The organism is Sphingobium sp. WTD-1, from assembly GCF_030128825.1.
Taxonomy (GTDB): Bacteria; Pseudomonadota; Alphaproteobacteria; order Sphingomonadales; family Sphingomonadaceae; genus Sphingobium.
The window spans coordinates 3,769,246-3,793,355 of the sequence record NZ_CP119127.1 but is presented as its reverse complement, the minus strand read 5'-3'; the positions used below and the strand labels follow the sequence as shown (position 1 = coordinate 3,793,355).

30 protein-coding genes and 1 pseudogene are annotated in these 24,110 nt (G+C 58.0%); 14 read left to right on the top strand and 17 right to left on the bottom strand.

Features of this window, described 5'->3' with window-relative positions:
- Positions 1-94 precede the first annotated feature (94 nt).
- Complete coding sequence (locus N6H05_RS18725; protein WP_284111097.1) at positions 95-598, top strand: hypothetical protein; 504 nt, start codon at positions 95-97, stop codon at positions 596-598.
- Positions 599-652: 54 nt separating this feature from the next.
- Here the strand turns inward: N6H05_RS18725 and N6H05_RS18720 are convergent, their stop codons facing one another.
- Positions 653-1,462, bottom strand: coding sequence for a hypothetical protein (locus tag N6H05_RS18720; RefSeq protein ID WP_284111096.1), 810 nt, complete (start codon positions 1,460-1,462; stop codon positions 653-655).
- Positions 1,463-1,847: 385 nt separating this feature from the next.
- Here N6H05_RS18720 and N6H05_RS18715 point away from each other — a divergent pair, with 385 nt between their 5' ends.
- Positions 1,848-2,504: a recombinase family protein gene (locus N6H05_RS18715; RefSeq protein ID WP_284111095.1), complete on the top strand. Its 657-nt coding sequence runs from the start codon at positions 1,848-1,850 to the stop codon at positions 2,502-2,504.
- On the opposite strand, the gene N6H05_RS18710 is transcribed toward N6H05_RS18715, so the two are convergent.
- On the bottom strand, positions 2,501-3,013 hold the full coding sequence (locus N6H05_RS18710; RefSeq protein ID WP_284111094.1) for a terminase small subunit-like protein: 513 nt from the start codon (positions 3,011-3,013) through the stop codon (positions 2,501-2,503). The genes N6H05_RS18715 and N6H05_RS18710 overlap by 4 nt on opposite strands.
- 13 nt (positions 3,014-3,026) lie before the next feature.
- Between N6H05_RS18710 and N6H05_RS18705 the strand changes: the two genes are divergently transcribed.
- Together N6H05_RS18705 and N6H05_RS18700 are read left to right on the top strand one after the other, a co-directional pair.
- The gene (locus tag N6H05_RS18705; protein WP_284111093.1) at positions 3,027-4,112 is read left to right on the top strand and encodes an AbiJ-NTD4 domain-containing protein; all 1,086 of its coding nucleotides are present in this window, start codon (positions 3,027-3,029) and stop codon (positions 4,110-4,112) included.
- A 323-nt stretch (positions 4,113-4,435) separates the two neighbouring features.
- Positions 4,436-5,242: a hypothetical protein gene (locus tag N6H05_RS18700; protein ID WP_284111092.1), complete on the top strand. Its 807-nt coding sequence runs from the start codon at positions 4,436-4,438 to the stop codon at positions 5,240-5,242.
- 65 nt (positions 5,243-5,307) lie between these two features.
- On the opposite strand, the gene N6H05_RS18695 is transcribed toward N6H05_RS18700, so the two are convergent.
- From N6H05_RS18695 to N6H05_RS18685, 3 genes are read right to left on the bottom strand one after another with little or no spacing between them, the layout of a single operon-like run.
- The gene (locus tag N6H05_RS18695; protein ID WP_284111091.1) at positions 5,308-5,565 is read right to left on the bottom strand and encodes a hypothetical protein; all 258 of its coding nucleotides are present in this window, start codon (positions 5,563-5,565) and stop codon (positions 5,308-5,310) included.
- Complete coding sequence (locus N6H05_RS18690) at positions 5,565-5,807, bottom strand: hypothetical protein (RefSeq protein ID WP_284111090.1); 243 nt, start codon at positions 5,805-5,807, stop codon at positions 5,565-5,567. The genes N6H05_RS18695 and N6H05_RS18690 overlap by 1 nt, the downstream gene beginning before the upstream one ends.
- Positions 5,804-6,049, bottom strand: a complete 246-nt coding sequence (locus tag N6H05_RS18685) for a hypothetical protein (protein WP_284111089.1) — start codon at positions 6,047-6,049, stop codon at positions 5,804-5,806. The genes N6H05_RS18690 and N6H05_RS18685 overlap by 4 nt, the downstream gene beginning before the upstream one ends.
- Positions 6,050-6,347: 298 nt before the next feature.
- On the opposite strand from N6H05_RS18685, the gene N6H05_RS18680 reads away from it, so the two are divergent.
- The 3 genes from N6H05_RS18680 to N6H05_RS18670 all read left to right on the top strand — a co-directional run bounded on the left by N6H05_RS18680 (position 6,348) and on the right by N6H05_RS18670 (position 8,618).
- The gene (locus N6H05_RS18680; RefSeq protein WP_014082638.1) at positions 6,348-7,571 is read left to right on the top strand and encodes an IS256-like element ISSpwi2 family transposase; all 1,224 of its coding nucleotides are present in this window, start codon (positions 6,348-6,350) and stop codon (positions 7,569-7,571) included.
- 82 nt (positions 7,572-7,653) lie between these two features.
- The gene (locus tag N6H05_RS18675; protein WP_284111088.1) at positions 7,654-7,974 is read left to right on the top strand and encodes a hypothetical protein; all 321 of its coding nucleotides are present in this window, start codon (positions 7,654-7,656) and stop codon (positions 7,972-7,974) included.
- 110 nt (positions 7,975-8,084) lie between these two features.
- Positions 8,085-8,618 (top strand): hypothetical protein, encoded by a 534-nt coding sequence (locus N6H05_RS18670; protein WP_284111086.1) that lies wholly within the window; start codon positions 8,085-8,087, stop codon positions 8,616-8,618.
- Between the two features lie 90 nt (positions 8,619-8,708).
- Here the strand turns inward: N6H05_RS18670 and N6H05_RS18665 are convergent, their stop codons facing one another.
- The 3 genes from N6H05_RS18665 to N6H05_RS18655 all read right to left on the bottom strand — a co-directional run bounded on the left by N6H05_RS18665 (position 8,709) and on the right by N6H05_RS18655 (position 9,792).
- Positions 8,709-9,062, bottom strand: coding sequence for a DUF2958 domain-containing protein (locus tag N6H05_RS18665; protein WP_284111085.1), 354 nt, complete (start codon positions 9,060-9,062; stop codon positions 8,709-8,711).
- A 65-nt stretch (positions 9,063-9,127) separates the two neighbouring features.
- Positions 9,128-9,505, bottom strand: a complete 378-nt coding sequence (locus N6H05_RS18660) for a hypothetical protein (RefSeq protein WP_284111083.1) — start codon at positions 9,503-9,505, stop codon at positions 9,128-9,130.
- 113 nt (positions 9,506-9,618) lie between these two features.
- Positions 9,619-9,792: a hypothetical protein gene (locus tag N6H05_RS18655; RefSeq protein ID WP_284111082.1), complete on the bottom strand. Its 174-nt coding sequence runs from the start codon at positions 9,790-9,792 to the stop codon at positions 9,619-9,621.
- Positions 9,793-9,992: 200 nt separating this feature from the next.
- Here N6H05_RS18655 and N6H05_RS18650 point away from each other — a divergent pair, with 200 nt between their 5' ends.
- Positions 9,993-10,166 (top strand): hypothetical protein, encoded by a 174-nt coding sequence (locus tag N6H05_RS18650; protein WP_284111080.1) that lies wholly within the window; start codon positions 9,993-9,995, stop codon positions 10,164-10,166.
- Positions 10,167-10,262: 96 nt separating this feature from the next.
- On the opposite strand, the gene N6H05_RS18645 is transcribed toward N6H05_RS18650, so the two are convergent.
- Positions 10,263-11,843, bottom strand: coding sequence for a recombinase family protein (locus tag N6H05_RS18645; protein ID WP_284111078.1), 1,581 nt, complete (start codon positions 11,841-11,843; stop codon positions 10,263-10,265).
- A 51-nt stretch (positions 11,844-11,894) separates the two neighbouring features.
- A pseudogene (locus tag N6H05_RS18640) lies at positions 11,895-12,083 on the bottom strand (low affinity iron permease family protein); the annotation flags it as partial.
- A 66-nt stretch (positions 12,084-12,149) separates the two neighbouring features.
- Here N6H05_RS18640 and N6H05_RS18635 point away from each other — a divergent pair.
- The 4 genes from N6H05_RS18635 to N6H05_RS18620 all read left to right on the top strand — a co-directional run bounded on the left by N6H05_RS18635 (position 12,150) and on the right by N6H05_RS18620 (position 15,614).
- Complete coding sequence (locus N6H05_RS18635) at positions 12,150-12,476, top strand: hypothetical protein (protein WP_284111076.1); 327 nt, start codon at positions 12,150-12,152, stop codon at positions 12,474-12,476.
- Between the two features lie 147 nt (positions 12,477-12,623).
- Complete coding sequence (gene sucC, locus N6H05_RS18630; RefSeq protein WP_004207732.1) at positions 12,624-13,823, top strand: ADP-forming succinate--CoA ligase subunit beta; 1,200 nt, start codon at positions 12,624-12,626, stop codon at positions 13,821-13,823.
- A 112-nt stretch (positions 13,824-13,935) separates the two neighbouring features.
- Positions 13,936-14,685 carry an electron transfer flavoprotein subunit beta/FixA family protein gene (locus tag N6H05_RS18625; RefSeq protein WP_279776230.1) on the top strand — a complete coding sequence of 250 codons (750 nt, stop codon included), beginning with the start codon at positions 13,936-13,938 and terminating at the stop codon, positions 14,683-14,685.
- Positions 14,682-15,614, top strand: coding sequence for an electron transfer flavoprotein subunit alpha/FixB family protein (locus N6H05_RS18620; protein WP_284111072.1), 933 nt, complete (start codon positions 14,682-14,684; stop codon positions 15,612-15,614). Before N6H05_RS18625 ends, N6H05_RS18620 begins: the two co-directional genes overlap by 4 nt.
- A gap of 57 nt (positions 15,615-15,671) precedes the next feature.
- Here the strand turns inward: N6H05_RS18620 and N6H05_RS18615 are convergent, their stop codons facing one another.
- The gene (locus N6H05_RS18615; protein ID WP_284111070.1) at positions 15,672-16,055 is read right to left on the bottom strand and encodes a glycine zipper 2TM domain-containing protein; all 384 of its coding nucleotides are present in this window, start codon (positions 16,053-16,055) and stop codon (positions 15,672-15,674) included.
- Between the two features lie 179 nt (positions 16,056-16,234).
- A complete protein-coding gene (locus tag N6H05_RS18610) occupies positions 16,235-16,441 on the bottom strand; it encodes a hypothetical protein (protein ID WP_004207728.1) in 207 nt (68 codons plus the stop codon).
- A 136-nt stretch (positions 16,442-16,577) separates the two neighbouring features.
- On the opposite strand from N6H05_RS18610, the gene N6H05_RS18605 reads away from it, so the two are divergent.
- On the top strand, positions 16,578-17,180 hold the full coding sequence (locus N6H05_RS18605) for a hypothetical protein (protein WP_037491660.1): 603 nt from the start codon (positions 16,578-16,580) through the stop codon (positions 17,178-17,180).
- A 47-nt stretch (positions 17,181-17,227) separates the two neighbouring features.
- Here N6H05_RS18605 and N6H05_RS18600 read toward each other — a convergent pair whose 3' ends face one another.
- From N6H05_RS18600 to relB, 4 genes are all read right to left on the bottom strand, one after another.
- A complete protein-coding gene (locus N6H05_RS18600; RefSeq protein ID WP_037512246.1) occupies positions 17,228-17,443 on the bottom strand; it encodes a cold-shock protein in 216 nt (71 codons plus the stop codon).
- A gap of 111 nt (positions 17,444-17,554) precedes the next feature.
- Complete coding sequence (locus tag N6H05_RS18595) at positions 17,555-18,751, bottom strand: hypothetical protein (RefSeq protein ID WP_284111065.1); 1,197 nt, start codon at positions 18,749-18,751, stop codon at positions 17,555-17,557.
- Between the two features lie 137 nt (positions 18,752-18,888).
- A complete protein-coding gene (locus N6H05_RS18590; protein WP_161731919.1) occupies positions 18,889-19,167 on the bottom strand; it encodes a type II toxin-antitoxin system RelE/ParE family toxin in 279 nt (92 codons plus the stop codon).
- Entirely contained in the window at positions 19,164-19,334 is a 171-nt protein-coding gene (gene relB / locus N6H05_RS18585; protein ID WP_010336649.1) for a type II toxin-antitoxin system RelB family antitoxin, read from the bottom strand. Before relB ends, N6H05_RS18590 begins: the two co-directional genes overlap by 4 nt.
- 294 nt (positions 19,335-19,628) lie before the next feature.
- On the opposite strand from relB, the gene N6H05_RS18580 reads away from it, so the two are divergent.
- Positions 19,629-21,029: a reverse transcriptase domain-containing protein gene (locus N6H05_RS18580; RefSeq protein ID WP_284111061.1), complete on the top strand. Its 1,401-nt coding sequence runs from the start codon at positions 19,629-19,631 to the stop codon at positions 21,027-21,029.
- A 112-nt stretch (positions 21,030-21,141) separates the two neighbouring features.
- On the opposite strand, the gene uvrA is transcribed toward N6H05_RS18580, so the two are convergent.
- Positions 21,142-24,057, bottom strand: a complete 2,916-nt coding sequence (uvrA, locus tag N6H05_RS18575) for an excinuclease ABC subunit UvrA (RefSeq protein ID WP_284111059.1) — start codon at positions 24,055-24,057, stop codon at positions 21,142-21,144.
- Positions 24,058-24,110 lie beyond the last annotated feature (53 nt).

Here is a 24,110-nt window from a genome sequence, read left to right as displayed (position 1 = left end):
CCATATTTAGAGGATGGATATTAACTGTCCTTTGAGGATGACAGGTCTATAAGGGCGGCTGTAAGGCTACGCGCTTTGCAACAGGGAGTAAAAAATGAAGAAAGTAATAATCGCTGCTTTGGCTCTGGGCATTTCCGCTCCAGCAATGGCAGCGCCGGTCTGGAACAACATCGAATTTGGCATGACGCGAAGCCAGGTCGAGGCGCTGTATCCGAAAGGCAAAGGCGTTAGCTACCAGCCCAAGAACATCGAACTCAGCGATATTAAGATCACGGAGAAGTGCGACGCGGAGGTCAATATCCGCTTTGACGACAACGGGCTGGTGCGCGAGGTCATGATCGCAGGCAATCCCAGCATGGGCGGTCGTTGCTCGAATGATGTTCTGACCGCACTGTCGGCGAAATATGGCCAGCCCGCCAATTGGGATAGCAGCGCGGGTTCGATCTTGGCTCGTCAGGGGAAGGTCGCAATGTGGCCGCGAGCCGATGGCGTAGCGATGCGCTTCAAGAAGTTCGAGAACGGCGCTTTCGGCGGCGGTGGTCTGGGCAAGTCCAGTTGGGAGCTCAGCTATACTAAGGCTGACGCTATCTCGCTTTAACAGCTTCCGCTTTTAGCGGAGGAAAGGGGGCGCGGTTTGGGCGCCCCCTGTCAATCACCGATTATTCGTTATAATCTGGCTACTATCAATGCCGCCCTCACGGAGAAAGCCTTGAAGGTCCAGATATAGTTTATGGTAGGCGGCGACTTTTACGTTCATCGGGGAAAAACAAAAGCCGAGGTCTGGTACTGCTGCTCCTGCATCATAGCGGAAAAATAGTGGAGACATGACCCGTAAAAGTGTCAACGCATTGTCTCTAAGGTCGCCAGTATTTCTTGAATGCACATTGATTGCCCACCGAAGTGAACTGATGAGTATATCTGCTAAAGAAGTGAAGTGCGACTGCCCGATCGCGCTGTAATGAAAACCATTTATAGTAGATAGTCGGGTGGGTTCATTCTCATGGGGAAGTTGGACTCCAATCGACATCTTATCTCGAAGGTGTCCATCGATCCTGTTGCCTTCGTCGTTGAAACGATCAATCAGGACAAGTCCGTTCTTATCTTCACGATTTAGACAGCAATGAAAATGATAGCAGATGGTGTTGATGCCATACCGACGTGCCACGTCAGGCTCGCCTGCTATGTTATGCAACGCCACATACGCTAGGAACTGACAGTCGTGTTCGATGGCGGCTTCGATAATGCTTTGCTTGAGGTCGCGGAATGCTTCGTGCGTAAGCCCATCGGGAGCCGGATTGAATTTGAGTTGAGCATCTGGCGCTAAACCAGATTCGGCTCGCAGTTCCTCAATTCGGTTGCTCAGGGCGGCGGCTTGATCGCCAGGAATGCGGACACCACCATAAAGTAGAAACTCATTCTCGCGATTTTCTAGGTTGCTTTCATCGCAGTAAAGAAGGTCCATCTAATTTGCTCCTTCATGGGATTAGGTTGTTAAAGCCCAAAAATAATGAGACGACGGTAACAAATCTATAATACGGTCGCGGCTTTCGGAAAAAGTGGTGAAAAATCCAGACTATACAGTCAGGTTTTTGGAAGACAGAAAATAGTCCATTGCACCCACACCCCACCCCACTGCTCAGCATGTGTATACTACCCCCTGTCATTCCTTGCGTCATAGAAGCGCTAGGAAGCTCACTGTGATAGCCAGACGGCCTTGCAGCACACCATGTAGCGTCTGAGAAGTGCTTAGTCGTGCTGGGCTTCTTTGGGGCTTCTAGTCTTAGGTCGCTCTAGCTGTGCTGTGGCTGTAACACCTCGCGCAACGGACATTGCAACAGGGTTACGGCATGAAGTGCGTCGCTTACTATCGGGTTTCCACTCGCAAGCAGGGCAACAGTGGACTAGGGCTCGAGGCTCAGAAGCAGGCAGTCGCCGCAATCATCGATGCGCCATTGTTAGCCGAGTTTACGGAAGTCGAAAGCGGTAGGAACAATGACCGCCCGCAACTGAAGGCCGCAATGGATTATGCGAGCCTTACCGGAGCGACCTTGTTAGTTGCAAAGCTGGATAGGCTTAGCCGCAATGCTGCTTTCCTGAATAGCCTCATCGACAGTCATGTGCCTATTCGCTTTGCCGATATGCCTTTCGCGGATCGCTTTATGATCGGCATTATGGCTCAGGTTGCACAATGGGAAGCCGAACAAATAAGCAAGCGCACAAAGGAGGCTCTTGCGGCTGCAAAGGCTAAAGGGGCAAAGCTGGGTGGGGATCGTGGCAACATAGCGGCCATAGGTGCGCTAGGACGTATCGCTAGCGCGGATAAGCGCACTAAGGCTACTGCTGCCCGTGCTGCTCTCGTTAAGCCCCATATAGACGCTGCTAGGGCTGAGGGTTGTGTGTCCTTGAGGGATATCGCTGCATACCTGAATGCCCGACATATCACGACCGCACAGGGTGGTCAGTGGTATGCAGCGAGTGTTAAGCGGCTTATCGGCTTAAATTAAACGCCGTCGCCGCCCGGTCCTTCGATGATCGTGCCATCAATGACCACAGGCTCATAGGTGGTAATCTCAATCTGCTGCCTGTCACCGAAACGCCTACGGTTCAGTTTGCCCAATCGCCAACGCAAGTGAGCAGCGCGTTCCACGTCTCGACGGAATTCACCGCAACTAGACGGCCCACCGGCCAGCATGTCGTCGATGATGTCATCCATCGTGCGCGCATGGAACTCATATGCGAGATCAACCAAGCGCAGTAGGTCGGGGTCTGCGCGCTGCCAGCGGTTAAATGTGCTGTAACCGGGCAAATGCTCGTCCTGGCAGATCGCTAAAAGGCTCTCACCGTCGGCAATTCGATCTACGATCTCTTCTACAATGGCTTCCGTGCGCTTTGTGGGCTGACCGGGACGTGGGCGAGTTACTTTGCCGATTAGGTTCGTCACAGCTGGAACCATAGCTTGCTGTTCTGCGACTACCGCCGGTAGGGTTGACTTGGTTTGCTTGGTTTTCTCCATGCTCATATTTATAATGGGTGCTACCAAGCGGGATTTGGGGCTGAAAACCGTTATGCTGACCGACATCTTCTATAATCGTTATCCGAATAAGCCTGTAAAAAGCGCATGGACTGAGCTTGATCGGCGCTTCATGTTTCAGGCATCGAAGCTATTGCGGGTCATGCTTCTATCGAAACCCGAATGGACGCAGAATGGGCAAGACCTCTATGAGGATCAGACCCGAATGGAATCCACATTTGAAAACGCGCATGAGCGGGTGTGTGATGAGTTGGGTGTCGATAGTCTGGCAGACCCGTATCACCATTACAATGGTAGGCCGGAGCGGAAGCTATATTCGGTAATCAGCAACGAGTATCTTAATCAGAAATATGACCTGAGGGTGCAGCCATTTATCACTATAGGGCTTCGGCTATCACTGATTGAGCAGGTATTGCGGATACATTCTGATTTTGTTGCGCGGCTCAATGATGGGCTGGACAGCAAATTGGAGGCAGCCCGGTCGCTTGATAGCAATATGAGTCCGTTTTCGCTTTTTAACAATGAGCAGCATGTTCTTGCAAACCACAAGCGGATTACAGAGCATCTTAGTGCAGCAATTCTGGAGATTAATGAGCGCTTGCGTCAGGCGGCTTATCCGCTGAGCTATAACAACGGCTTCTTCCAGTTCACTGATGATCGCTTAACTTCTGATGAGATACATGAGCCGTTCTGGTCGCTTGTTGCCGATCCGATGTGGTCAAATGTCGATCTGCAAATGAAGGAGGCAATTGATCGCAGGGATAATGCGGATCGAACTGCTGCATTCCACGCTGTCTCTGCACTCGAAAGCGTTATCAAGATAATCAGTGGCAAGAAGGGGTGGAACACTGGCATGGAAAAAGGCGCAGCTAATTACGTCGACAATCTCGGATCTAGGGCAAATGGCAACTTCATAGAACAATGGGAAGCGGACTTGTTGAAGAAGATGTTTACGGATGTTCGCAATCCCTTTGCGCATGGGCCGGGGCCAGATCGTATGCCGTCGCTGTCCCCGCAACAAACCAACTGGGCCATTGACACCGCAATGTCTTGGGCAAAGAGCCTTATCCAGAGGATGTAGTGCGGCTGTAGTTGTCCATTTTTGGCGCTCTTTATTGGCGTGCAACGAATGACGTGGTGACGATGCCCACATTTTTACAAGAATGGCTGGAAATCAATCGCAGCTACCGTGCATCTGAGGGGGAAGCTCGCGTTAGGATAAGTCATATGGGTTCCGATGAAGCTGTTCTTATGGTATTCCACAGTCATTGCCAAGCAAATCATTGATAACGCTCTGAGGTTGATATTTTTTAGACACCTCACCAAATAGACTTTAGGGCTATGTGGAGGCAATTAAGCAACCTGCGTTGATAGTTATTAGGTAATAGGATTGAGAGCGGCTCTATGAGTTTTACCAGCTATAGGAATCCCCCCAGCATCTTCTCGCAGCCAACCTGGGGAATGGAATTTCGCTCCACTCTGAATCAGACAGTTGCATTAGCGACTGATTTTCGCAGTCCTGATATCAGTATGTGGAAATGTGAGGCCGGTTTCGTCTGCAATCGATTTATCTTTGCATCTCCTCACTTCGAATTGGCTGCAACCAACAATGTCGTCTTTGATCGTGCAGCAGCGCTAAAAGCGATATTAGATGGAGCGATGTACCTGTTCAGTCCAGCTCATGAGCCTTTCACATTTGGCCGTTTGATTAACAATAGAACCGGAAAGTCGTACGAATGCTGGGAAGGCAACGTGCTTTCTAACCCGTTTGATGATTTAGTTCTCAGTATGGGAGTGCCAAGAGTTTACGCTCCTGGTAAATCACTAAGTGTCGAGCAGATGATTTTCCTCTCACGTTTTGATGATGTAACCCGCGATTTGCTAAAGCACCTCGGGTACAATGGCCCTGACTATCGAACGCTCTACTCAGTGCTCGATTGGCTGAAGACCCACGGATGGTCGGATGAGAGGATAGCCGGCTGCTCTGGGATGAATTCTGGGGACGTCAAGCGTTTCACTGGGACGGTGAACAACGTAGAGACGCTCGGCGTATTTGCTCGTCACGGCGCTAAAAGGCATGGCCCTCCACAGAAGACGATCACCTTGGCAGAGGCTCAGAAGCTGATACTAAAAGCAACCTACCAGTTTGTAGTTGAGCGAGCAATTCAGGCAGATATTGTCGCGAAGTGGGAGGCAATAAGATGCGATTGATGCTTAAGCCTGTTTGAGTTGTTTAGGATAGGACGCAAATAAGTCGGTCGGGATAGTCGTGAGGATCAGGATGCCAGCCTCGCTTTCTCGATGATCTTTTTGTGTGGACGCCAGCAGGTCACAACGCGGCACTTTTGTTCGTCATAGACTGCGAGCAGCCATTTCCGCTGGAACCTGAATACACGCTTTGATGAGGTGGTCTTTCGTTCGACCACAAAGCCCTTGTGAGCAGCTTGGCAAAGAGCGTTGTAACCCTCGCCGTCGATGGTGCGCTTCAAACGCTCTGCCATCCTTTCGATGACATGTCGGGTGATCTTGTCCATTATGCGTCACCTCCCAGCTTCCAGTCGAGGAAGTCGGGGACATATTGTGCTGCCTCATCGAGGTTGCTGCCTGATTGGATCAGACTGAGCGCATTGTCCGCGCCTTCTTCTATCGCGAGCCAGAATGCGACTTTCGCTGTCCTGTAGTCGGATGGCAGCAGCGGGTTTGACGAGAAAGCCTGCCAGCGGGCCGTCGCGTTAGCCTTTACGCGCTGCCATTCACTTTTGGTGTAGTGGCTCATGCGTTGTCTCCCTTGCGGCCTACCGACTTTGCAGCACGATATTGGGCAAGTTCGGCAAGTAGCTGTGCCTGTTTGACCTGCTGTTTGCTTGTCGTAGAACGATAGTCAGTGCCGTCGGTTAGATGACGGTCCAGCGCTACGCGGATAATCTCGATATGCTCTTCGGCTTTCTTGAGCCGGCTGCATACTCCGCAAAGCGCAAGAAACATGAAAACCGCAAGTGCGGTGATGATATAGATCATAGTGTGTTCTCCTCTCCCGCATATTTATCACAGGAGCAGAGCGTCACTCTGGAAGGTCGGTTGCCTAGTTGCTCTTGAGGTCAATAGCCTAAAAGGTAATCTGGCTGTCTTTCTTCGGTTGTTCTGGTTGGGGAGTGGCAACATACGAACTGAGTAAGCAATGATGCTTGCACAGATCGGAGTTAATTAGATGGCGTTCAATCCTAATGCACTGAAGTCGGTTTCCGCCGTTGCTGACCTGGGGACTGTCAGGATTTCCGTGTGCGGCCGGGCATAATGGGCAACAAGGAGTCCCACTATGTCACGACGCAAAGAACCTGCCATACCGAATGAGCTTCTCGATCAGCTTTTGGCGGGCGGCGCTGCCAGTGCCGCCTTCGAGCAGGGCGGTCTGCTCGATTCGCTGAAGAAGGCGCTGACAGAGCGTGCCCTGAATGCGGAGATGGATCACCACCTCGCTGGCGAAGACGGCGCCGGCAACATGCGCAACGGCTACGGTCGGAAGACGGTAATGACCGACACCGGCAAGTTGGCGATCGACGTGCCGCGCGATCGCCAGTCGAGCTTCGACCCGCAGTTGATCGCCAAGTATCAACGCCGCTTTCCCGGCTTCGACGACAAGATCGTGTCGATGTACGCGCGCGGCATGAGCACCCGCGAGATCACCAGGCACCTGCACGATCTATACGGCATCGACGTCTCACCCGATTTGATTAGCACGGTGACCGACGCCGTGCTCGATGAGGTCGCCACTTGGCAGCAGCGGCCGCTCGATCCGGTTTACCCGCTGGTCTTCTTCGACGCGATCCGGGTCAAGATCCGCGACGAGGGCATGGTGCGCAACAAGGCGATCCACATTGCGCTGGGCGTCCGCGCCGACGGCGCAAAGGAGGTGCTCGGCTTGTGGCTCGAGCAGAATGAGGGTGCCAAGTTCTGGCTTCGGGTGATGAACGAGCTTCGCAACCGTGGCGTTGAAGACATCCTGCTGGCCGTCGTTGACGGCCTGAAGGGCTTTCCCGATGCGATCACCGCAGTGTTCCCCGATGCGATCGTCCAGACCTGCATCGTTCACCTGCTGCGCAACTCGATGGACTTCGTCTCCTGGAAGGACCGAAAGAACCTCGCCAGCGCGCTCAAGGAGATTTACCGTGCCACCGACGCAGATGCCGCCGAAAAGGCGCTGACAGCATTTGAGGCTGGCCCTTGGGGGCAGCGCTATCCCGCCATCGGCCAGAGCTGGCGGCGCGCCTGGGGCGAGGTGATCCCGTTTTTTGCGTTCCCCGACGAGGTCCGCCGGATCATCTACACTACGAACGCCATCGAAGCTTTGAACTCGAAGCTCAGGCGGGCTGTCAGGGCCAGGGGACACTTCCCCAGCGACGAGGCCGCCACCAAGCTGCTCTACCTGATCTTGAATCGGTCGGAGAAAGAGTGGAAGATGCCACCACGTGAGTGGACCATGGCGAAGGCGCAATTTGCCGTGATCTTCGGCGAACGTTTCATCAGAGCCATGGCGGCCTGATGATCAACCGCCCGGCCGCACACGGAAATCCTGACAGTCCCCTGACCTGAGCAAGACCGGCAAGCGCACTGCGCGTGATGTTGTGCTTGAGGCGATCAAAACGCAGATCGCACTTTTCAACGATCCGAAGAAGGATGGTCGGCGCTGGTTCAGGTCGGGTGCTTCCGACACTGCATTCTCGATCCGTTACGGCAACTCTGCTCTCAAATTGCGCGGCGATGAAACGCAGCTTGCCGTCGAAACAAAGGCGTTTCCCGAAGCGATGGCCTATTTTGCCGATGAGATCGGGAAGGGGGCTTTTGACGAACAATTATCTGCCCTTGAAGCTGCTCGTGCTACCAGAACCGAAAAGATGCGTGAGACGCGCAAGTCGAAGCCCAAAGCGGACAAGCCTGCAAGCTAACTGCTAAACAACCATTAACTGCAATGGGGTCGGGCTTCTCGACCCCATTTTGTTGACAACTGCTCTACAATGTCCCTTTAGTGCGCTGGTAGTCGCACTAGGAGGACATTATGCCCTTATCTGATTTCCTGTCGCTTACCGACGATACCCTTCGTGAACAGTTTGAAGCTAAGCCGGTCGATAAGACGGCTATCCGAAAGCCGTTTAAGAGAGCGCTGGAAGCGGCAATTAAGCAGTTTGAGGAAGGTCGCACCAAAGCGCCTAACCGCATGTGGACCGCTAACGGCGATACGGTGAAATTCACTCCGAAGCTCAAGGGTCAACCGCTGGCCATTTCCGACAAGACTGAGCTTTTCATTCCCAGCGAGCGGTTCGTTGAAGCCCTGAATAAGCTGATCGCAAATGTGGATGCGGGGGAACTTGACGATCTGCTGACCGGAAGTGCCTCTGTGAGTGCAAAGCCGAAAGCTGCTGCTACTCGCGCGCCCAGCAGCGATCCCCTGACCAATATCCGTAGAGCGTTCGCTAATCGGATCGGGAAGAAGAAGCAAACTGCCGCTGAGGCTGCTGCTGCTTTGAAAGAGGCTGGCAAATATGATGCTGCCGACATCGACAAGGTGCTTGCGGAAAAGTCGGGCAAGTAAGGTAGAGAAAGCCCCGGCAGGAGAGTTCCGGGGCTTTCCTTCACGGACTGAAAGGCAGCAGGCTATGCAGAACCCTGCTGCCTCTATTTATTAGAGCAGCAATAGGCCGCCGTTGCGCTTGGCCATGTCCGCATATGTGTTGAGGCTATGATTGACGACGAACGTCTCATCCTCGATCACTCGGACGCCGTTCAGGTCCAAATCAGCAACTTCCGGTAGCCAGACCGAGCCAAGCTCTGCACATTGTATCTGGCATAGCCCGAACGCCATCCCATCATTGTCGCACTCGGTTAGCAGCCACATGCAAAATGTGCCGGGAATATGCAGCTTCACGATTGGCTGGAAATTGATTTCCTTGCGTGTCCCTTTGAGCGGCTGCTGTATCTCATGATTGATGATAAGCTGCTGCATCTGCTGCGGGCGGATTAAGCTAGTCCATTCCATTTTCTTAGGCACTCCTAGGTTGTGTGCCTGAGAAAACAGTGCGCCAAACTGGCAAAAGGGCAATGCTATACCGCGCTGGGCTGGCCAAATTGTTTTAGGCTGAACAGGTGCAGTTCGATTTCTGCCTCATCCCAGCTTGCTATGTTTTCGGTTTCCCCAACCGTCTCACTGAACGGCAGTCGGAATGTCCGATCGGTGCGCGGGTTATATGCGAATAGCAGGCCGTAATGAGCAGGGCCGTTTGCGGGCCATTTGTAAAACGCAAAGCTGATATGTTCCTGGCCGATTGCGCGTTCCCTGAGCCATGCAAGCGCAGCTTCGCTAACCCGCTTCTCTACGACTTTTGTCGGTCGGACAGTCCTAAGTGTGCTGCTGGTCAGGATGGTGTCTTGTAGATGCTCGGGCAAGCCCTCAAGCAAGCGAATTTCAATGCGTCTGCCCATACGTCCTCCGGCTGATCTGCCGCGAATAGCAGTGCCTATATATCATAAGTCAAGCAAAGACACGAAAGCCCCGGAAATTGCTTTCCGGGGCCATTTGTTAAGCTGTCTTTAACTTATAGGTCGGGCAGTGCTTTGCGCCACCACGTCCCGTTAAACTCGAAAGCGTCGGGGTCTTCTTCGTTGCTCTCGATGAGCAGCCACACATTTGTGTCACCAGCGAACACGGCAGTCTTCTTGCCCCCGATCGTATGTTCAGTTTCAAATTCGGGGTGCTTCTTGATGTTCATTGTCGGCCACTCCTTGTTGTTGCCAACACTCCATACATAGCCTTTGAGCAAACTGGACAAGAGCAGATTTCAACTCAATGTCTGGTTTTTCGTCTACTCGTTGTTCTGCCTATTTTTCTGCCTAAGTTCTGAATTTGAGAGTAGTCTTTGCTCGCTCTGGAAACTGACTGGTGTTCTACAGTTGGAGAAGGAGACGACAGATGGTTAACATGGACGCACTTGCTAACTTCGTAGAAACGCTGGACAGCAATCCCGAATATGAAGATGACCAATTTGCATTTTCATTCGATGATGCGCGTGTTTATTGCGAGCGTCACAAGTCGCATTTCCGTTTGGAAATTGGCTCTGCGATCTTCGAGTTGCCCCGCATGTGAGATAGCTTCACAGGGCTGCTAGGAAGCCCATCCTGATAGCCAGAAGCCCCTAGCTATACGCTGGGGGCTTTCTGCATGAGCGCGTCTGCATGACGCTTATAGCGCTTGTCCGCCTATACAGGTTCCGTTTTTATCGAAGTGCCAAACTGCAATGTCGGCTTCGACAGTGAACGTGCCATCGGGGCAGATTATAATTTCCTCAATGACGCGCTTGAGCGCTGCGTTGGTCTGGGTGCGGGCATAATAGCGAATGTCTGGGTCGTCGCTGTTGAGGTCATCACGCAAGCTGGCAATCATCGCTGCATCGTCAAAATGGCTGGGCTTTGCTGCGTCGATTGCTCGCGCTTCCTGCTGCTCCTTTAGTGCAGTTTCGAGTAGCTGCAATTCGGCTTGACGCTGTTCGATACGACTGCCTAGCCCTTTGATGCCGTCTTCTACCTGATCGTAGAGATTGTTGAGGCGTTGCGTGGTATGCTCGATTTGCCGGACAGTTTCGGCAATCTGAACGTCGAACTGGTTGGGCTGGCTGACTTCCTCTTGCTCGGAAAATGCAACGGATAGCAGTTGGTCGAGCACCGATTTTTCGACTAGCTTGTAATCGACAATGACCGAATTGGAGCAGGAGTGTTTGCGCCGGTAGCGGTCGCAACGCAGATGCTCGGATGCTAAAATCTCATAGATGCGCGGCTCACCTGCTTTAGTGATGTAGCTGCGCGTGGAAGGGACGCGATATTGATAACCTGCTTTGCCCTGACATTCGGAGCAGACCACCATACCCGACAGCAGGTTTCTCATTTGTGTGGTGTCGCGGCCACCTGTGCGCTGTTTGCCGGCGCGCATAATCTGGGCGCGCATGAACTTGTCTGCTGTCACCGCTTGGGGGAAAAAGTCAGGTGAGATCAGTTCGCCTTTGAGGGTTATGAACTCACCTAGCACTGCGCGATGCTGCAACAGGCGATGGATATACGGCATATACCAACCGTTGCCGCGCTCTTCTCCGCAATCCTGCCAGCCCGGTTCGTTTCGATCATTGAGGTTTGCGACAATTCGGTAAATGCCGACGCCGCTGGCATACCAATCAAAAATCTCGTTGAGCACTTTTGTCCGGTGTGGATTAAGCTCATACCCACTTTCGGTCTTTTCGAGCCATGCGGGCACTCTGCCGATTGATACCGTGCGGTCGCCTGCTGCAATTCTGGAATAGCGTTTGCCGATAGCATCAAGGACGCGCTCACTCTTTTTGACGCTTTCCTCGTGGGCAAGTTGCGCTTTGATGATGAGGCCGAACAACTCCATCATGTCGGAATTGCTGTTGGCCCGATATGTCGTGTTGTCGCTCCAGGTCGCGACATCGACACCATTTTCGTTTAGCGCCCAAATTAGCTGCGCGGCTGCTTTCGCGCCTTGACGGGAAAGTCGGTCGACATTTTCGACGCACAGGACTTTACCTGTATGCAAGCCTTCGCGGGCTTCTGCCTCGAACTGAAAGAGTGACGAGCCTTCTGAACGGTTCTTCCCACTAAAAGCGGAGCGTCCCTCGTCGGTCAAAATCCCCGAAAGAATGTAGCCGTTTTCGGCTACATATTTCTGGCCGTTCTCTTTTTGGCGCTCTAGAGAGTGACCCTTGCTTTGCTCGGCAGAGCTAAAACGTGCGTAAATTATTGCGTTCTTGGACATTCGACGGCCTTAGCAGTGAAAGCGTTAGCTTTTTGCTACAACCGTTGCGTTCAGGAAGACCATCAGGAAGGTAACGATGGTCGTGCCGGTGTTGATCACCAGTTGCCAAGTGTCGGAATAGTGAAAAAGCGGGCCGGTCAGGCCCCAGATTGCGACCACGCTGACTGCCAGGATGAAGGCGAGTGGCTGGCCGGTCCAACTGGCGATCCGTGCCGATAGGGCGGAAAATATCCGATCCATGGAAACTCCTTTGGGTGCTCGGCGCATTTAGGCTCTGTTCAGCCATCTGCTGCCATGGCCATGTCCATGGCAACCATATCTTTTCGTGCAACGATCGGCGCGCTCGCCGGCTCCCTTCTGCTGGCCTCCTGTGCCAGTGTTTCCCCCGAATCACGCGTGCGTGTCGGGCTGATCGACGCTGGTCTTTCGCCGCGTATGGCTGGCTGCATGGCCGAACGCATGGTCGATCGGCTTAGTCTGGTGCAGTTGCGGCGGCTCCAGTCGATCGCCTCGCTCCACAAGTCGCACATGGGCAAGATGAGCATGGACGAACTCCTCTATAAGGTCCGTGCGCTGGAGGATCCGGAGATTTTCCTGGTGACCAGCAAGGCCGCCATCCACTGCTCCTTCTGACACTGATTTCACAATAAAGCAGGGTCGGGCTTCGCAAGGGTTTTGCAATTTTGCAAAGTCGTTTTGCGAAATGGCTCTGGCCCTGCTTCCTCGCCTGTGCTTAACCCGCCTCAACAGTTTTCCTGTGAACAAAGGACGGGCTAGCCCATGAACATTCACGAATATCAAGCGAAGGAACTGCTCGCCAAGTATGGCGCGCCGATCGCCGCCGGTCACGCCGCCTTCACCGTCGAGGAAGCCGTCGAGGCTGCCAAGAAGCTGCCCGGACCGCTCTATGTCGTGAAGTCGCAGATCCACGCCGGTGGCCGCGGCAAGGGCAAGTTCAAGGAACTGGCCCCCGAAGCCAAGGGCGGCGTCCGCCTCGCCTTCAACCTGGACGAGGTGAAGGCCCACGCCACCGACATGCTCGGCAACACGCTGGTCACCATCCAGACCGGCGAAGCCGGCAAGCAGGTCAACCGTCTGTACATCACCGACGGCGCCGACATTGCCAAGGAATTCTATCTGGCGCTGCTGGTCGATCGCGCCACCAGCCGCATCGCTTTCGTCGTGTCGACCGAAGGCGGCATGGACATTGAAGAGGTCGCTCACTCGACCCCCGAAAAGATCCACAGCTTCTCGGTCGATCCGGCCACCGGCTTCCAGCCGCACCACGGCCGCGCCGTTGCCGCTGCCCTAGGCCTGACCGGCGACCTCGCCAAGCAGGCTTCGAAGGTTGCCGCGTCGCTCTACGCCGCGTTCCTCGACACCGACGCCGAGCAGATCGAAGTCAACCCGCTGGCGCTGACCGAGCAGGGAAACCTCCTCGTCCTCGACGCCAAGGTCGGTTTCGACGGCAATGCCATGTTCCGTCACAAGGACATCGCCGAACTGCGCGACCTGACCGAGGAAGATGCGGCCGAAGTCGAAGCGTCGAAGTACGACCTGGCTTACATCAAGCTCGACGGTAACATCGGCTGCATGGTGAACGGCGCTGGCCTGGCCATGGCGACCATGGACATCATCAAGCTGAACGGCGAATTCCCCGCCAACTTCCTGGACGTGGGTGGCGGCGCCACCACCGAGAAGGTGACCGCAGCGTTCAAGATCATCCTGAAGGACCCGGCCGTTAAGGGCATTCTGGTCAACATCTTCGGCGGCATCATGAAGTGCGACATCATTGCCAATGGCATCGTCGAAGCTGCCAAGGAAGTGAACCTGTCGGTTCCGCTGGTTGTCCGCCTCGAAGGCACCAACGTCCAGCAGGGCAAGGACATTCTGGCCAATTCGGGTCTTCCGATCGTTCCCGCTGACGACCTGGGCGATGCGGCCAAGAAGATCGTGGCAGAAGTGAGGAAGGCGGCCTGAGCCCCCTAATCACCTGAGAAGATACGCCATAGGGCGTGGGTGACCTAGAAACGGGTCGCCCACGTCCGTGTTCGCGTTGGCGGGCGATGGCGTGAAAATGGAGGATGTTGAAATGAAGATCCTTGTGCCCGTGAAGCGGGTTATCGACTATAATGTGAAGCCGCGCGTGAAGGCGGATGGCACGGGTGTCGACCTGGCCAACGTCAAGATGAGCATGAACCCATTCGACGAAATCGCCGTCGAGGAAGCCATTCGCCTGAAGGAAAAGGGCGCGGCGACCGAGGTGGTGGCGGTATCGATCGGCGTCGCCAAGGCGCAGGAAACGCTGCGCACGGCGCTGGCGATGGGCGCTGACCGCGCCATCCTGATCCAGACCGATGACGAAGTTGAACCGCTGGGCGTCGCCAAGCTGCTCGCCAAGGTGCAGGAAGAGGAAGGCGCTGGCCTGATCATCCTGGGCAAGCAGGCGATCGACGACGACAGCAACCAGACCGGCCAGATGCTCGCCGCGCTGCTGAACCTGCCGCAGGGCACCTTTGCCAGCAAGGTCGAGGTCGAGGGCGACAAGGTCAATGTCACCCGCGAAGTCGATGGCGGCCTGGAGACGGTGAAGCTCGCCACCCCGGCGATCATCACCACCGACCTGCGCCTGAACGAGCCGCGCTATGCGTCGCTGCCGAACATCATGAAGGCCAAGTCCAAGCCGCTCGCGAACAAGACGCCGGCCGACTATGGCGTCGACATCGCCGCCCGTCTGGAGACGCTCAAGGTCTCCGAACCGCCCAAGCGTTCGGCCGGCATCAAGGTTGCCGATGTCGATGAACTGGTGGCGAAGCTCAAGGCTCTGGGAGTTGCAGCATGACGAAGACGCTCGTTTGGGTTGAACATGAGGGCGCCGCCGTCAAGGACGCGACCCTTTCCGCCGTGACCGCCGCGGCCAAGCTGGGCGAAGTCCATCTGCTGGTTGCCGGCCAGGGCGTCGAGGGCGTTGCCGCCGAAGCCGCCAAGATCGCCGGCGTGGGCAAGGTCCATGTCGCCGACGACGCGGCCTTTGGCCATGCGCTGGCAGAAAATGTCGCGCCGCTGATCGTCGAGCTGATGGGCCATCATGATGCGTTCGTCGCGCCGGCCACCAGCAACGGCAAGAATATCGCGCCGCGCGTCGCCGCCCTGCTGGACGTGATGCAGATCAGCGACATCCTGTCGGTCGAGAGCGAAGATACCTTCACCCGTCCGATCTATGCTGGCAACGCGATCGCCACGGTCAAGTCGAAGGATGCCAAGAAGGTCATCACCGTGCGCGGCACGGCCTTTGAAAAGGCAGCCAAAGAAGGCGGCAATGGTGCGGTGGAAGCCGTGGCCTCGACCGGCGACAAGGGCATTTCCTCCTTCGTCGGCGCCGAGATCGCCAAGCTGGAACGCCCCGAGCTGACCAGTGCCAAGATCATCGTGTCGGGTGGCCGCGCGCTGAAGGACGGTCCGACCTTCGAGGAATATATCATGCCGCTGGCCGACAAGCTGGGCGCGGCCGTCGGTGCCTCGCGTGCTGCGGTCGACGCGGGCTATGTCCCCAACGACTATCAAGTCGGCCAGACAGGCAAGATCGTCGCGCCGGAAGTCTATATCGCTGTCGGCATCTCGGGCGCGATCCAGCACCTTGCCGGCATGAAGGACAGCAAGACCATCATCGCCATCAACAAAGACGAGGACGCGCCGATCTTCCAGGTGGCTGACATCGGCCTGGTCGGTGATCTGTTCAAGGTGGTGCCGGAACTGACCGGCAAGCTGTAAGCCGAATTGGCTTGAGTAGGAAAGGGCGTGGGGAGTGATCCCCACGCCCTCTTTTTGTCATTCGCAGTTGATGTCGTTCTTGTCGATGGCCCGGCCGGCAAGCGCGCCGCCCGCGCCGCCGAGGATGGTGCCGAGCGTCTTGGAACCGCCGGGAGCGATGACATTGCCGAGCACGCCGCCGGCGATGGCGCCGACGATGGTGCCGGTGGTGCCGTCATCCCGCTTGCAATAATAGCGGCCGTCGCGGTCGCGGTAGATCTGGTCATTGTCGCCGAGGTGGCGGCGCGGCGGGCGGCGATCCCGGTCGCGGTCACGGCCGCCGGGCGGGCGGTTGTAGCCGCCGGGGCGGTCATAGCCATAGCCGCCGCCATAATTGTCCGAGGTGCAGGCGCCGAGCGGGAGCATGGCAAGGGCGGCAAGCGCCATTATGGGGGTACGCACGGGATAGTCTCCTCTTCTTTTCCCTGTCGGGAGGAGAACCCGCAAGCGGCGCGAAGGTTGCGCCAAGATACTGATCAGAAACGCGAAACCGCCCGCCGCTGCCATCGAGAGGGGAGTGCGGCAGCGAGCGGACGGCATCAACGGCGCGTCGAGATGGCGCGCCGCCGAGAGGATGGGGCTTAATGGGCCAGGGGGGAAGCGCCGCTGGCCGTGGCCGGGGTGACGACCGGGGCCGGGCTGTCCTGGATGCGCTGATCCTCCAGCTTGGCACGGGCTTCGTTGTAGCGGGCGACGAGGTCGTCCTTGAACTCGGTCAGCTTGCCATCGTCATAGAGCTTCTTGCCGACATAGCCGGCGATGGCGCCGAAAATCAGGGTGCGGATCATGGGGAACTCCTTGGTTGCCAGTCGGGGAAAAGAACCGGCGTCGGCGGCAAGGGTTCCGAGCATGATTGCGTCCGCGACGGGCCTTGCTAGTCTTGCGACGGACGGTGGCGGGGGCCGCCGGGACAAGGGGGTGGCAATGTCGGCATTCGATCTGGTGTTCGCGGTGTTCGGGTTGCTGCTGGGGCTGGCGATCGCCGAGGTGCTGGGCGGCTTTGCCCGTGCGCTGAAGCTCAAGCGGACTGCCAAGCCGGTGCGGATCGGCTGGCTGACGCCGCTGCTGGGGCTGTTCGTGCTGCTGGACCTCACCAGCTTCTGGGGCAGCGCCTATATCATGCGGGACCAGATGGATGCGAGCTATCTGACGCTGGTCGTGGTGCTGGCGATCGTCGGCGTCTATCATCTTGCCGCGTCGCTGATCTTTCCCGACGAGCCGGAACAATGGCCCGATTTCGACGACTGGTATGACCGGCAGAAGCGGATGGTGATCGGCGGGCTGCTGCTGGCCAATGTCGCGGTCACGATCGGCCAGGGCGTGCTGGAAGAGGTGAGGCCGGTGGCCGATGCCCCCGCTGGGCCGCTCGCCCCCTATGCCGCGCCGATCCTGCTGGGCGGGCTGGTGGGGCTGCTGACCCTGCTGGTCGCGCTGCTGCGGGTGCGGAGCCGGCGCGCGAACATGGCGATGCTGATCGCGGCGAACCTGATCCTGCTCGGCGCCAGCATTGCCGAGGATTATATCTGACCGGGACCGGGCGCCACCATGCGGCGGCGCCCGGCCCGATTGGCCGATTATTCGGCGTGGGCGATGTTCACCGCGGCCATCTTGCCGCGCTTGTCCTGCTCCAGGTCATAGGACACGCGGTCCTTCTCGCGCAGGGTGGCGAGGCCGGCGCGCTCGACGGCGCTGATGTGGACGAACGCGTCCTGGCCGCCGGTGTCGGGCTCGATGAAGCCATAGCCCTTGTCGGCGTTGAAGAACTTCACGGTTCCGGTGATGCTGCTCATGATATTTCCTTCTTTCAATGCGGCGGGCCCCGTGTGGACTCGCCGGGGGCTAGAGGGGCAGGGAAAGAAGGAGATAGGTGCCGCAAAGCGCCGAAGACCGTCGATTTGCGACTATAGCAGCGCCCTTGTACGGCATTGCGGGCGTCCTGGCAAATCACTGGCCGTTTCGGCGGGGTCTGCCGCCGCGTCCTCCTCTTCCGCCTCGTCTTCCTCATCCTCGCTCAAAAGCTCGTAGCCGGCCGCTTCCAGCACGGCGATTTCCTCGTCACTGCCGGGCGCGAAGCCGAAACGGGCGTCGCGGGCGCGGGTGGCGGCCTCCTCATAGGGGCGGGCCTGCGCCTCCAGCTCCGCGGCATAGGCGGCCTCCTCGGCTTGTGTCAGGGCGCGGTCATACTCGTCGATATCGTAATAATCCTCGCTCTGGTCGCCGGTGAAGCCGGGCGGGGCGGGGTAATCGGTGCGCAATTGCTCGCGATCCTCATCCCACCAGACGCCGCGCAAACGGGTCGCGGCCTCCTCCGGCGGCAGGTCGGCGCGGTGGATATGGGGCGGAAGTTCACACCGTTCATTCCGGTCGGAAAAGGGCGAGATTCCCGGCTGGATGGGCGGGCGTTTCGCACCGGGCTGGAGCGCCAGCCGGGCGGCGATGAAGAGCGCGACCGAGGCGGCGGGGGCGAGGGCGGGTGCGGCTTCCGGCGCGATGGGTTCGGGCGTCTCGGGCTGGTCGCCGTTGAGCAGGCGGGCGTCGGCCATGTCGCGGGCCATGCGCTCCATGCCGGTGCGCGGCAGGCCGATCAGTTCAGACTCCTTGTCGGCATCCTCGGCCGGGCAGATCAGGTCGAGATAGGCGGTGAAATCCTGGGCCACGACGCGGGCGAGCGCGGCGTCCGACCCTTCGGGCGGGCTGTCGGCCTTGCGATCGAGCCGGGCGAGCATCGACATGGCGAGGCGATTGTCATGGCGGTGGCGGCGGACTTCATAATTGTCGGGATCCTTGCGGATCACCTCCTCGCTGCCCATGATCGCGCGCGACAGGAGATCGTCGGCCAGGCGGGCGCGGGCGATCAGGATCGCGGCGTCCCAGCCCAGGCGAAAGGCGGCGCCGTCATGGCGGATACGCAGCGTGTAGGCCGAGCGCGCGGTGATGCGCACCCCTTCGCAGGCGAGCATGATGACGCCGGTGGCGGCGAGTATCTCCAGGAAGCGCCGCTGGCGCGCCGGGCTCCAGCCATCGACCCGCCGCTGCGGATCGGGTGTGGGGATGGTGTCCGGCAGGGGCGGCGTGATCGGCGGAAATGCGCAGGACATGGCAAGGCCCTTTCAGGGAAAGAGAACGCGTTGCCGGAAGGGTAGGCAGAAAGGCGGGGTGTAGGACAGCGGAATAGGAATTGGCCACCAGTGCGCCCATACGGGCCTGCAAAGCGCGCCTTTCTGCGTTCCGGTGCTCAGGGATATTGCTGGCGCGCGTGAACGAGCGTCAATATCTCGATCGCCTCGATCCCGACGCGGTAGATGAGGATATAATTGGGGTGAACCACGGCTTCGCGCGTGCCGGGCGTGCGGCCTGGGCGATGCGCATAGGGGTGGTTGGGCAGATTGTCGGCAGTGTGCCGGATGGCGGCATAGAGGCGCTCGGCCGCAGTTTTGTTGCGCGGGCCGATATAGTCGAGGATGGTGAGGAGGGCTGTTTCGGCCTCGTCATCCCAGACGACCGGCAGGGTCATTTATATTTGTCGAGAACGGCCTGCGCCTTTGCCATGACTGCGTCATGCGGGATGCGCGGCTTGGTGGAGGCCAGTGCGCGTTCCACCTTGGCGCGGACCCATGCGTCATGGGCTTCCGCATCCTCGGTCGTCGCAAATTCGGACTCGATGGGGGTGAGCTTGGTCATCAGTGGGAAGGTATCAGGGATGCTGCGTGGTGTCGATTGAGAGGGGTGGAGTTTGGTTCAGATTGGAGGATGTTCGGTTAGGCTTAGGAGGCAAGTAAACATTCATCGTGATCTAGTTTTGGGTCAGCAGATTAGCTGAAAATAATTATGCTACCTCCGTAATAATCTTGAAGGCGAAACGATTTCCTCCTATACTGATGGTGCTGACTTTGGCGGTGATCGGGACAGGCGGCGCGTCCGTTGTGACCATGACTCATTGCCACGGCGAGGCGACGACTCAGGTTGACGCCAAGTATGCGCGGCACGGGCCATTTGGAACCGCTGCGAGGTTTAGCGCTCCGTCAGATGGGTCTGGTTCACCGACAGGACCCGCAAGACGTGTTATCAAAGCTACGTAGAGCCGTTCACAAATCTTCCAACCTTGAAGATGCTTGGCGGGTAATTTACCGCAACGGCAAGTTCTCCAATTCTGAAGACGTTCGGCAAGCGATTGAACGCTTTTCCGAAGACCCGGCTGCCAATCTCCGATCAATACAGCGCCGCCTTTCGCGCGGTACGTTCACCTTTGGGCAGGCCAGAGGTGCGCCGATCCAAAAGCGTGACGGTAGGGGCAAGCCTACGGGGAAAATCCGCCCAATTGTTATCTCATCGCTTGAGGCCCGAATTGTGCAAAGGGCAATTCTCAACGTTTTGGTCGAGATTCCGGCACTCAAGCCTTACGTAAACACACCTCATAGTTTTGGCGGGTTACGTAAAGCTCAAACGGATGACAGAGCGAAGGGTGATGGCATCTCGGCAGTACCCGCTGCGATCAAGGCCGTGCTGGATGGGATCGGCCGAGGAGCAGGCTGGGTCGCGGCTGCGGATATTACTGGCTTCTTCACCAAAGTTCCAAAATCAACGGTGATGGGCATAATCCGTGGTGCAATCAAAGATGATGATTTGATGGCGCTGCTCGAGGCTGCCATCAGCGTTGAACTGGCGAATTTGAGCGAGTTACGGAAATTCGCTGATCAGTTTCCGATTGAAGATATTGGCGTTGCACAAGGTAATTCCTTGTCCCCGTTGCTCGGCAACATCCTCCTCGCGGCATTTGATAACGCAATGAACGAAGGAGATTGCCGCTGCATTAGATACATCGACGACTTCGTCATTCTGGCCCCGACAAGGAAAGCAGCTGATGCACGCCTCCGGAAGGCCCGGAGACTGCTGGAGGAGTTCGATATGGAACTCGCACCTGAGAAATCGTCGAAACAGGCCCATGAGGTGAGCAAAGGCTTTGAATTTTTGGGAATAGAAATATCTGCTGGCTTTGTTCGCCCTGCCAAGAGGGCGCGCACCAAGTTTATCAGCTCAATCGACGCTCAGCTTGATGCGAGCAAAAACGCAATAACGGGCCTGCGCCATGGACACAAACTAGATCCGAAGTTGGCTCTAATAGCTACGCTCAAGCGGATTGACGGTATGATAGACGGCTGGGGCAAGCATTACTGGTTCTGCAATGATCGGCACCTTTTTCAAACCGTCGATGAAAAGGTTCGCTTGGCTATCGGTGCATATTTAGGGGCCTACGCCGACACGCGGAGTCGATTGCCCGAAGGTAAGGCGCACTTACCTCTCGGTTTGACAAACCTTGGCGAAATGCAACGGAGTCCATTTATATATCCAAAAACCGCGAAACAAGCACCTTCATAAAAGGAACGGTACTCAGAACTCGTGGTTGGTCCGCGCGCGGAGAGGAGTATGCAACCAACAGTATGGTGGGCGCGCTAGGGCTTGGATCAACGACCGCTGCCTAAGCGGCGGATTACTCCGCCGCCACAGCCTCCAGCCCCAGCAACGGCGCCAGATAGCGCCCGGTAAAGCTGCGCTTCTCCTTCACCACCTGCTCCGGCGTGCCCTGCGCGACGACTTCGCCGCCTTTCACGCCGCCTTCCGGTCCCATGTCGATGATATAATCCGCCGTCTTGATAACATCGAGATTATGCTCGATCACCACGACGCTGTTGCCCTGTTCGACTAGGGCGTGGAGGACTTCCAGCAGCTTGCGGACATCTTCGAAATGCAGGCCGGTGGTGGGTTCGTCGAGGATATAGAGGGTGTTGCCGGTGGCGCGGCGCGACAATTCCTTGGCGAGCTTGACGCGCTGGGCTTCGCCGCCCGACAGGGTGGTGGCCTGCTGGCCGACCTTGATATAGCCAAGGCCCACTTCGGCGAGCATCGCCATCTTGTCGCGGATCGGCGGCACGGCCTTGAAGAATTCGACCGCATCCTCGACCGTCATGTCGAGCACGTCGGCGATGCTCATCCCCTTGAACTTCACCTCCAGCGTCTCGCGATTGTAGCGGGCGCCGTGGCAGACGTCGCATGTGACATAGACGTCGGGGAGGAAGTGCATCTCGATCTTGAGCACGCCGTCGCCCTGGCAGGCTTCGCAGCGGCCGCCCTTGACGTTGAAGGAGAAGCGGCCCGGCTTGTAGCCGCGCGCCTGCGCTTCGGGGAGGCCCGCGAACCAGTCGCGGATATTGGTGAAGGCGCCGGTATAGGTGGCCGGGTTGGAGCGCGGGGTGCGGCCGATCGGCGACTGGTCGATGTCGATCACCTTGTCGCAATGTTCCAGGCCCGTGATCTTGTCATGCGGGCCGGCGACGATGCGGGCACCGTTGAGGGTGCGGGCGCTGGCGGCGTAGAGGGTGTCGATGGTGAAGCTGGACTTGCCCGATCCGCTGACGCCGGTGATGCAGGTGAAGGTGCCGAGCGGGATCGACGCGGTGACGCCGGTGAGGTTGTTGGCGCGGGCATTGTGGACGGTGAGCTTCTTGCCCGAGCCCTTGCGGCGCTTGGCCGGGACTTCGATGCGGCGGGTGCCGTTGAGATAGTCCGCGGTCAGGCTGTCCTTGTGCGCCAAGAGTTCGGGCAGGGTGCCCTGGGCGACGATGGTGCCGCCATGGACGCCGGCGCCCGGCCCCATATCGACAATATAGTCGGCGGCGCGGATCGCATCCTCATCATGCTCGACGACGATGACGCTGTTGCCGAGGTCTCTTAGGCGTTTCAGGGTGACGAGCAGCCGGTCATTGTCGCGCTGGTGCAGGCCGATCGAGGGTTCGTCGAGGACGTAGAGCACGCCCGAGAGGCCCGAGCCGATCTGGCTGGCGAGGCGGATGCGCTGGCTTTCGCCGCCCGACAATGTGCCTGATGTGCGGTCGAGGTTCAGATAATCGAGGCCGACATTGTTGAGGAAGCCGAGGCGCTCGACAATTTCCTTGAGGATGGCGCGGGCGATCTGGTTCTGCTGCTCATTGAGCGCGTCGGGCATCGCGGTGAAGAAGGCGAGCGCGTCCACCACCGAGCGGCGGGTGGAGACGGAGATGTCCTCGCCGGCGATCTTGACCGCCAGCGCTTCGGGCTTGAGGCGCGCGCCGTGGCAGGTCTCGCAGGGCATGGCGGTCTGGTACTTGCTCAGTTCCTCGCGCATCCAGGCGCTTTCGGTCTGGAGCAGGCGGCGGTTGAGGTTGCCGATCACGCCCTCGAACGGCTTCTTGACCTCGTAGCTCTTCTTGCCGTCGACGAAGCGCAGGGTGACGGGCTTGCCGCCGGTGCCGTGGAGGATGATGAGCTTCACCTCGCCCGGCAGCTCGGCCCAGGGGGTGTCGAGGGAGAAGCCGAACTCCTTGGCGAGGGAGCCCAAGACCTGCATATAATAGGGGCTGGGCGGGTTGGACTTGGCCCAGGGGACGACGGCGCCCTTCTTCAGGGAGAGGGCTTCGTTGGGGACGACCAGTTCGGGGTCGAACTCCTGCCGCTCGCCCAGGCCGTCGCAGGCCGGGCAGGCGCCCATGGGGGCGTTGAAGGAGAAGAGGCGCGGCTCGATCTCGGGAATGGTGAAGCCGCTGACCGGGCAGGCGAATTTCTCGGAAAAGACGATGCGGTTGGCGGGGATGCCGGCATTCTTCATCTTGCCCGCGGACTGGGCTTCGTCCTCGCGGCCGGGGACGACGCCCTCGGCCAGGTCGACAAAGGCGAGGCCGTCGGCGAGCTTGAGCGCCTGCTCGAAACTGTCGGCGAGGCGGGTGGCCATGTCGGCATTGACCGCCAGGCGATCGACCACGACCTCGATGTCATGCTTGTATTTCTTGTCGAGGGCGGGGGCGTCCTCGATCAGGTAAAGCTCGCCGTCGATGCGGACGCGGGTGTAGCCCGCCTTCTGCCACTCGGCCAGTTCCTTGCGATATTCGCCCTTCCGCCCGCGCACGACCGGGGCGAGCAGGTAGAAGCGGGTGCCTTCGGGCAGGAGCATGACCCGGTCGACCATCTGGCTGACGGTCTGCGCGCTGATCGGCTCGCCGGTGGCGGGCGAATAGGGGATGCCGACGCGCGCCCAGAGCAGGCGCATATAGTCGTAAATCTCGGTGACGGTCGCGACGGTGGAGCGCGGGTTGCGGCTGGTGGTCTTCTGCTCGATGCTGATCGCGGGGGAGAGGCCCTCGATATGCTCGACATCGGGCTTCTGCATCATCTCCAGGAACTGGCGCGCATAGGCGGAGAGCGACTCCACATAGCGGCGCTGCCCCTCGGCATAGATGGTGTCGAAGGCGAGGCTGGACTTGCCCGAGCCGGAAAGGCCGGTGATGACGATCAGGGCGTCGCGGGGCAGATCGACGTCCACGCCCTTGAGATTATGCTCGCGCGCGCCGCGCACCGAAATATGGGTCAGACTCATGGGGGCGTTGTTCCAGATTTGTTCCGTGGGGGCAAGGGGTGCCGGCCGTGACG